Genomic DNA, 9,144 nt, shown 5'->3' with positions numbered 1-9,144 from the left:
CCCTCGCTTTTGAATGGACTTCAAAAAATCGGTAAGTTCTTCACCGCTTTGGAATTGTTTAAAAAAATCGTCGTTTAAAAAATCTGCTTTGTTCATCGTGTATAAAAATTTAAAGTTAATAAAAAAACTATCGAGGGTTGCAACCCTCGATAGTTTAAACTTTACACACTTTGTGAGATACTACTTCGTAAAGAAAAAAAAGAATTAAAACCACATAAAAACTTATCTATTCTTTTAATACTAAGCTGTTTCATATTTTTTATATCTAAACTATTATTTCTAACTTTACTCATTACAATCTAAACAAATAGTAGCACAAAGATAGAAAAAAGAATTACACATAAATTTTGTAATAAAATGTACCAACTATACATAACATATAGTTGATTCTATGTGACATTTCTCATAAACTATATTTAATGCAATAAAATATTTTACCAATTATTACTCTAACTAAGGTATCTTTGCACCTCAATTAAGATTTTTGTAAGTGATGAAATATGATATAATATCCCACACCGATAAGAATGGGCTAGAATACCTATCGGTAACTAACGACGACAACCAAGTAAGAATATACACGCTAAAAAATGGTCTTAAAGTTTACCTCTCCAAAAATTCTGATGCTCCCAGAATACAAACTTATATCCCCGTAAGAACAGGAAGTAATAACGACCCCAAAGACAATACTGGTCTTGCCCACTATCTGGAGCATATGATGTTTAAAGGCACTTCCAAAATAGGAAGCCTTGACTGGGAAAAAGAACAGCCGCTTTTACAGAAATTATCCGACTTGTTTGAGCAGCACAAAGCCACCCAAAATGAGGAAGAAAAAAAGCAAATTTACAAAGAGATAGACACTGTTTCTCAAGAGGCAGCACAGTATGCTATCCCTAACGAATACGACAAAATTTTATCTTCTCTAGGAGCTTCTGGCACTAACGCCCACACTTGGCTAGACGAAACAGTGTATAAGAACAATATCCCGTCCAACGAGTTGGAAAAATGGTTTAAAGTAGAAAAAGAACGCTTTTCGGAGCTAACTTTAAGACTATTCCATACCGAGCTAGAGTCTGTTTATGAAGAGTTCAATAGAGCCCAAGATAACGATTTTAGATTGGTGCATTATGAAATTATGGACGCTCTTTTCCCTAATCACCCCAACGGACAACAAACCACCCTTGGTAAAGCCGAACATCTTAAAAACCCGTCTATGGAAGGCTTACATAAGTATTTTAACGAATACTATGTTCCTAACAATTATGCCCTTATTTTGGTGGGAGATTTAGATTTTGAACCTACCATCGCTTTAGCTGAACGCTATTTTGGCACTTTTTCTTTTAGAGAGTTGCCTCCAAAAACACCTGTTATAGAGCAACCTATAAACAACATCATTAGAAGAACTATTAAAAGTCCTTCTGCACCTAGACTTCAGATGGCGTGGCGTTCTCATAGCTATGGCACTCAAGAAGCTAGACTTACCGAGATATGCACTCAAATCCTTTCAAACAACGGTGAGGTAGGACTTATTGATTTAAACATCAATCAAAAACAAACTGCTTTAAGAGCGTCGGCGTTTCACTCTCCATTTAAGTCCTATGGATTTTTGTCTATCGTCATTGTTCCGAAGGAAAATCAAACTCTGGACGAAGCGAAGGATTTAATTCTATCCCAAATAGAAGCCTTGAAAAAAGGAGATTTCCCAGATTGGCTTATCCCTGCCATCATCAACGATATTAAAAAAGGAAGATTAAAACAACTAGAAACTGCCGATGGACTCGCCACACTCCTTTACGAAACCTTCATTAAAGAAAGAGAATGGAACGAAGAACTAAACGAACTCAATCTATACGAAACCATTACTAAAAAAGAAGTCATTAGTTTTGCTAACGAATTTTTTGGCGAAAATTATGTGGTAGTTTATAAAGAAAGAGGCGAAAATGATAAACTTATACGCGTAGAAAACCCTAAAATAACGCCTATTAAAATCAATAAGGAAGCTCAATCTGAATTTTTAACGCAACTCCTCGCAGAGAAAACTCACGATATAGCTCCTATTTTTGCCGATTATTCTAAAGAAATATTAGAGGATAACCTCAATGGGATTAAACTAAGCTCCATTAAAAACACCCAAAACAACCTCGCTCAAATGAACTTTATTTTCCCTATGGGTACGGATAATGATAAAGAGTTTGGTTTGGTGCTAGAAGTGTTAGAATATATGGGAACCGACCGCTATTCTCCCGAAGAAATAAAACAAGAGTTTTACAAAATAGGGGTTAATTATAGCTTCCAAGTTGGTACAGATAACATTAGTATTATGTTGGGCGGATTGGAGGAAAATCTGGCTAAAGGGGTTGCACTAATGGTACATTGGCTAAGGAATATACAGGCTAATAACTCTATTTATCAAACTATGGTATCCACCATCTTAGACGCTCGTGAAATAAGTAAAAAGGACAAAAACCAAATTACGAGAGCCTTAGTAAATTATGCTAAATATGGAGAAAACTCTCGTTTCCGAGATGTTATCACCAAAGAAAGGTTACAAACTGCTAAGGCGGAAGACTTCACTCAAAGAACTCAAATATTATTGGATTACCCTTATGAGTTGTTTTTCTATGGGCAAAATATCGAAGCATTTAAATCAGCATTGTTAGATATAGGTCTTACTAAAGGAAACCTTACGCCTCCAGTACCTAAAAACTACCCAGAGCTACTCACTAACCAAAACAAAGTCTATCTAGTAGATTATGATATGGTACAGGTGGAAATAATGAAGGTAGGACGAGGCGAAGAAATCAACCCTAAAAATTTTGGACGAATAAGTGTCTTTAATGAATATTTTGGACGAGGGCTATCTTCTATTGTATTTCAGGAAATACGAGAATCTAAATCGTTGGCATATTCGGCTTATGTGTCTTACACCTACCCTAGCCAACTCAAAAAGTATGATTATGTAACGTCTTACCTTGGCACTCAAGCCGACAAAATGGAAATCGCCCTAAACTCTATAAACGAACTAATGAGTGAACTTCCACAAGTCAAGTCGCAATTCAATAATGCTAAAAGTTCTGCTCTGAAGCAAATCGCCTCACAAAGACTTACGAAGCAGAATTTATATTTCAATTATCTTGCGATGCAAAAATGGGGATACAGCTACGACATTAGAAAGGATATTTATGATGAGATAAATTCGCTTAGTTTAGACGATTTAACTGATTTTTATAATCAAAATATAAAACCGATACCGTACCACACCGCCATTATAGGACAAACCAAAAGCCTTGACTTAAATTATCTAAAAAGTTTAGGAGCAGTACATGAGTTAAGCATAGGAGATTTGTTCGGTTATTAAAAACAAGAAAAAAGTCAGACAAGTTGTCTGACTTTTTCTATTTTGAAAGAAATTATACTCTTATTTTATAATTTTCATTTCGTCTAAAAGCCATTTGGCATTAGCAAATTTATCAACGATAAATAGGATATATTTAGTATCCACCATGATATTTCTACTGAATTTAGGATCGTAATTGATGTCGCTCATCGTGCCTTCCCATTGGCGGTCAAAATTAAGTCCTATCAAATTACCATAAGCATCTAACGCTGGGCTTCCAGAGTTACCTCCTGTGGTATGATTAGTCGCTGTAAAATTAACTGGCACCTCTCCTGTTTCATCTTTATAAATGCCATAATCTTTGTTTTGATAAAGATTGATAAGACGAGCAGGAACATCAAATTCATAATCTCCTGGGATATATTTCTCCATAATTCCCGAAGTATGCGTTTTATATCCGTAATATACAGCATCTCTAGGATTAGAGCCTTGCACCGTTCCGTAAGTTACCCTAAGTGTGGAGTTAGCATCTGGGAAGAATTTTCTATCCTTATCCGTCGCCATTTGCTGTGCCATAAAGGTTTTAAGCTGAGCATCTATTTGTGTTTGATATTCATTAAACTTAGACTGAGTTCCTTGAACATAGGTAGTCTGTAACATAGCTAACACTCCTAAAAGTGGGTCAGAATTAAGCTCTTTTACTAAAGCATCTTTATTCTGAAATACCTTGTCTAAGTCAGAAGTTACATAAGCACCGTTAAGTGCTTTTCTTCCTGTAATCACCGAGTTTTTACTCCATTCTTCTATGGCTTTAAGATTAGCCTCTTCATTTTTAAATTCTTCAAACCCTTTAGGAAGAAATTCCGCAGGCGTCTTATTGGTATATAAAGCCAATAGTTTTGCCGTTACTTTAGCATCTAATTCGCCATCGTAATCTTTATAAAAAGATTTTAAATTCTCAAAAAACTTAGGTTCTATATTCTTACCTTTCTCTACATTAAACAGATAATCTAAGTAACGATTAGCTAAATTAAGTGTTTCCGCATTTCTTAAAAGTTCGTTATAATACGCTCTATTCAATGCATAGGCAGATTGCTCTGTATAAAGTCTATTAAGCTCATCTATAGTTTTCTTTATTTCAGGGTTCTTTTTGATGAGTTCCGCTTCATACGCTCGTTTTTTATCCACCGCTTTAGACTTTTTAAGCCCTTCCACCTCGCCTATCCATTTTTTCCAATAGTTGGCTACTGAGGCATATTTAGAAGCATATTTAATCCTTGTTGCATCATCTACACGCATTTTTTCGTCCAAAGTTTTAAGAGCGACCTCTCGCATAGAAATCATTGCTGGATCTATCTCCTTCATTATTTTTTCCACAGCTATAGATGGTAGATATTCCTGCGTTCTCCCTGGAAAACCGAATACAAAAGTAAAATCGTTTTCTTTTTTATCCTTGATAGAAATTGGTAAAAAATGCTTTGGTTTGTACGGAATGTTATCTTTAGAATATTCTGCAGGCTTGTTATTCTTGTCTGCATAAACACGGAACATAGAGAAATCTCCCGTATGTCTAGGCCAAACCCAGTTATCTGTATCACTACCAAACTTACCAATAGAAGACGGTGGTGCTCCTACCAAACGAACGTCTTTGAACGTTTCTATAACATAAGCATAATATTGGTTACCGTAATACACAGGCTTTACCACAATATGTTGATAAGGTTCTAACTTAAACGACTTCTTTAAAGTATCTATATTATCCTTGATATTTTGTTCAGAAAGATTTGGGTTTCCTTTTAAAACTTCGTTGGTTACATTTTTAATATCTACAATAAAGTCTACAGTTACCCCAGGATTAGGCAACTCTTCTCCCATATTTTTAGCCCAAAAACCATCTTTTAGATAATCTTTTTCTACACTAGAATGAGATTGTATCTGCCCATAACCACAGTGATGGTTAGTAAGAATAAGCCCTTTAGGAGAAATAACTTCCGCAGTACACCCTCCATTGAACTGTACCACCGCATCTTTAATACTAGGCTTTTCTGGATTGAATATATCTTTTGCAGATATTTTCATTCCCAACTCTTTCATTTCTTTTTCATTGAGTTCCGTAGGCATCCACATTCCTCCGTATTGCTGTGCAAACGCCATTACAGCAGGCAACACCACGGCAGATAGTATTAAAGGTTTCTTTATCATTTTAATCATTATTAAAAATTTTTGCCCTAAAAATAAGAAAAATGAAAAAACCAACCTAATTTATAAAATGACTGCTATTACTTTAAATGTCTTTTATAAAGTCTTCGTACTCATAAAATACGGTTTCAAATGCCGTCATTTTTTCTACAAAAAACTCAAATATTTTTTGCCAACTTTCTTTATTGAAAATACTTACACCATCACACTCTACCCACACTCGGCTAATTTCTTTACCATTATCTAAATATAATGTTTCCTCAAAAAAAGCCTCCTCACCAAGAGCTTCGTCTAAAATAGATTGTAAAGATTGTATTTTCTCAAAGTAAGCATTTCTGAAAAGTTCCTCCTTCATCTCTATATCTAAGCACACCATTGCTTTTTTATTATCAGCAAAAAACTTAAATGAAAAGTCTTTAATTTTGGTATTATAAAGAAGCCATTTTCTGGGGAAAGATTTCCCAAAGGCAATCCAGAATTCTTTTTTAAGTTGTGCAGCTTCTTGTTTGCTAAACATATTGCATTTTATTTTATTGGCACTAAATCTAGGACAATCAATTTTGTTATAAATAAAAAACCGCCCTAAAAAAGGCGGTTGGTGAACGCGAAGGGAGTCGAACCCCTAACCTTCAGAGCCGTAATCTGATGCTCTATCCAATTGAGCTACGCGTCCGTTTTGAGTTTGCAAATATAGAAAATTTTTTATTATTTTTGAAAATGAAAACACATTTTTTTATTCTCATAAGCAGTTTAGCACTTATATCTTGTAAAAAAGAGGCTAATAATTTTTCAAAAGAACAAGTTATCATTTCAAAAAACACTTATTATCAAGAAGATAATAATAAAGTAATTATCAACACAAAAAATATTTCCTCCGAAATATCCGCCGCCAAATTACCATTAAAAAAAGTAGTGTTACTGAGTTCTTCTATGCTAGGCTATATGCTAGAACTAGGTTTAGAGAGCCATATCATTGGTATTTCTAGTGAGGAATATATCTATTCCGAAAAGGTAAAAGCACTCATCCAATCTAAAAAAATACACACCGTAGGTAACGAGCAAAAATACGATTTGGAAAAAATCATCAGTTTAAAACCCGATGCTATAATCACTAATCATATCCCTAATTTTGAAAACACCTATGACTTGCTCCGAAAAAACAACATAGAAGTCGTCTTCCTAAACGAATATCTAGAAAACGAACCACTAGAAAAAACGGCTTATCTAAAAATTTTTGGAAAACTATTCGGTATTGAAAAACAAGCTTCTGAACGCTATTTAAACATCAAACAAAACTATGATAATTTAAAACTTCAAGCACAGAAAACACCGCATAAACCTCAAGTTCTTTGTAATGAAATCTATGGCAACCAATGGTTCTTGCCAGGAAATAAAACCTTTGCTGCCAAATACTTTAACGATGCAGGAGGCAATTATATATTCAACGATTTGGATAAAGACCAATCTGTACCTTTAAGTTTTGAGGAAGTTTATGCTAAATCAAAACAGGCAGAATATTGGGTCAATCTTTCCAACTATCAATACAAAAATGAATTATTAGCGATGAATCCCTCCTATTCCAAAATGGACATCTTTAAAAAAGGAAAACTTTATAACATCGCCAAAAGACAAAAAGGCAAAGCCAACGACTACTTTGAAAGTGGTGTTGTAAGAGCCGATTTAGTTTTAAAAGACTATATTAAAATCTTCCACCCTGATTTACTTCCTAAAGATACTCTTACTTATATGAGTGCCTTAAAATAAAGCATAAATACATAACTCTCTAATAAATAGAATAATTTAATTTTTAAAAATTTCCTTATTTTTGTGAAAGTAAAAAAGTAAAAATGAATACCTACAAAAACCCTTTAGAAGAACGCTATTCTAGCGAAGAAATGCTTTTTAATTTCTCTCACGACAACAAATTTCAAAATTGGAGAAAACTATGGATTGCTCTAGCCGAAATAGAAAAAGATTTAGGTCTAGACATTTCCGACGAGCAAATCAATCAAATGAAAGACAAGGCTAAAGATATAGATTATACTAAAGCCGCCGAATACGAAAAGCGTTTCCGCCACGATGTAATGGCTCACGTGCACACCTACGGAGATGTAGCACCACTAGCCAAGCCCATTATCCACTTAGGAGCTACTTCGGCTTTTGTGGGCGACAATACGGATTTAATCCAAATGCGAGACGGACTCCTTATCCTTAAAAAAAAGCTAGTTAATGTAATTAAAGGCTTATCCGACTTCGCCTTAAAATACAAAGATTTACCAACTTTAGGCTTCACTCACTTCCAACCCGCACAGCTAACTACTGTGGGCAAAAGAGCCACTCTTTGGCTACAGTCTTTAATTCTAGATTTTGAAGAACTAGAGTTCTTCTTAGACACACTTCGTTTCAGAGGAGTAAAGGGAACAACAGGAACTGCAGCTAGTTTCCTAGAGCTTTTCAACGGAGATTACGAAAAAGTAAAAACGCTGGACAAAGAACTATCCAAAAGATTCGGATTTGATAAAGTTTTTGGCGTTTCTGGACAAACCTACGACAGAAAAATAGACGCTAAAGTAGTGGCTTTATTATCCAACATAGCCCAATCGGCTCACAAATTTACTAACGATTTAAGACTGTTACAAAATCTAAAAGAGATTGAAGAACCTTTTGAGAAAGACCAAATTGGTTCATCGGCAATGGCATATAAGAGAAACCCAATGCGTTCGGAGCGAATAGGAGCTTTGGCTAAATATGTAATGTCGTTATCTTCTAGTTCCGCAATGGTAGCAGCAACGCAATGGTTTGAAAGAACCTTGGACGACTCGGCTAACAAAAGACTAAGCATTCCACAAGCCTTCCTTGCGGTAGATGCCATTTTATTGATTTGGAACAACATTATGAACGGACTGGTAGTTTACGAAAACAGAATCAACAAGCATATTATGGAGGAGCTTCCTTTTATGGCTACCGAGTACATTATTATGGAAGAAGTAAAGGCAGGAGGCGACAGACAGGAAATCCACGAAATCATCAGAGTTCATTCTATGGAAGCGAGTAGAAAGGTAAAAATGGAAGGCAAGGACAACGATTTGATAGAAAGAATAATGAACGATAATAGCTTGAAGCTAGACAAATCAAAACTTGCAGAAGTTCTAGACCCTAAAAACTTTATTGGATTTGCGCCTATACAAACCGAAGAATTTATCAAAAATGAAGTTCAGCCAATATTAGATAAATATTCGGATATGGTGGGATTAAAGGCAGAACTGAAAGTTTAAAATAGTATCCGTAGAAGTTTAGTTTACATAAGGCCTAAAAGTGAGGCTTAGTGTAAAACCTAAATTCTAAATAAATCCTCCCTCACTAAACAAAAAAATACTACCCTATCCCAAGAGTAGTATTTTTTTATTATTGATGCACCAACGCTCTGCAAACCCTGCAACCTCACAACATTACTCCCTTTAGGGTCTATTTTTGAACCCACAACCTCTAATTTTAACCCTACAACCTCAATATTACTCCCTTTAGGGTCTATTTTTGAACCTATAATCTCTAAATTTTAACCCTACAACCTCAACATTACTCCCTTTAGGGTCTGTTTTTGAACCCAC

The 9,144-nt window shown here is 34.9% G+C and carries 5 protein-coding genes and 1 tRNA gene; 3 read left to right on the top strand and 3 right to left on the bottom strand.

Annotated features, from left to right (window positions below; all coding sequences use genetic code 11):
* Nucleotides 1-493 precede the first annotated feature (493 nt).
* Complete coding sequence (locus tag GXW81_RS10285) at nt 494-3,358, top strand: pitrilysin family protein (protein ID WP_161532231.1); 2,865 nt, start codon at nt 494-496, stop codon at nt 3,356-3,358.
* A gap of 60 nt (nt 3,359-3,418) precedes the next feature.
* On the opposite strand, the gene GXW81_RS10280 is transcribed toward GXW81_RS10285, so the two are convergent.
* The 3 genes from GXW81_RS10280 to GXW81_RS10270 all read right to left on the bottom strand — a co-directional run bounded on the left by GXW81_RS10280 (nt 3,419) and on the right by GXW81_RS10270 (nt 6,209).
* Nucleotides 3,419-5,539, bottom strand: coding sequence for a S46 family peptidase (locus GXW81_RS10280; protein ID WP_409258624.1), 2,121 nt, complete (start codon nt 5,537-5,539; stop codon nt 3,419-3,421).
* Between the two features lie 82 nt (nt 5,540-5,621).
* A complete protein-coding gene (locus tag GXW81_RS10275; protein WP_161532229.1) occupies nt 5,622-6,053 on the bottom strand; it encodes a DUF4268 domain-containing protein in 432 nt (143 codons plus the stop codon).
* Nucleotides 6,054-6,132: 79 nt separating this feature from the next.
* A tRNA-Arg gene (locus tag GXW81_RS10270) sits at nt 6,133-6,209 on the bottom strand.
* A gap of 44 nt (nt 6,210-6,253) precedes the next feature.
* On the opposite strand from GXW81_RS10270, the gene GXW81_RS10265 reads away from it, so the two are divergent.
* Both GXW81_RS10265 and purB read left to right on the top strand, forming a co-directional pair.
* On the top strand, nt 6,254-7,300 hold the full coding sequence (locus GXW81_RS10265; protein ID WP_185153023.1) for an ABC transporter substrate-binding protein: 1,047 nt from the start codon (nt 6,254-6,256) through the stop codon (nt 7,298-7,300).
* An 83-nt stretch (nt 7,301-7,383) separates the two neighbouring features.
* Complete coding sequence (gene purB / locus GXW81_RS10260; protein ID WP_161532227.1) at nt 7,384-8,811, top strand: adenylosuccinate lyase; 1,428 nt, start codon at nt 7,384-7,386, stop codon at nt 8,809-8,811.
* Nucleotides 8,812-9,144: the final 333 nt, after the last annotated feature.

Source organism: Riemerella anatipestifer (genome assembly GCF_009932355.1).
Taxonomy (GTDB): Bacteria; Bacteroidota; Bacteroidia; order Flavobacteriales; family Weeksellaceae; genus Riemerella; species Riemerella anatipestifer_E.
Note: the sequence above shows the minus strand (reverse complement) of the source record. Positions and strands in the feature narration are given on the sequence as shown.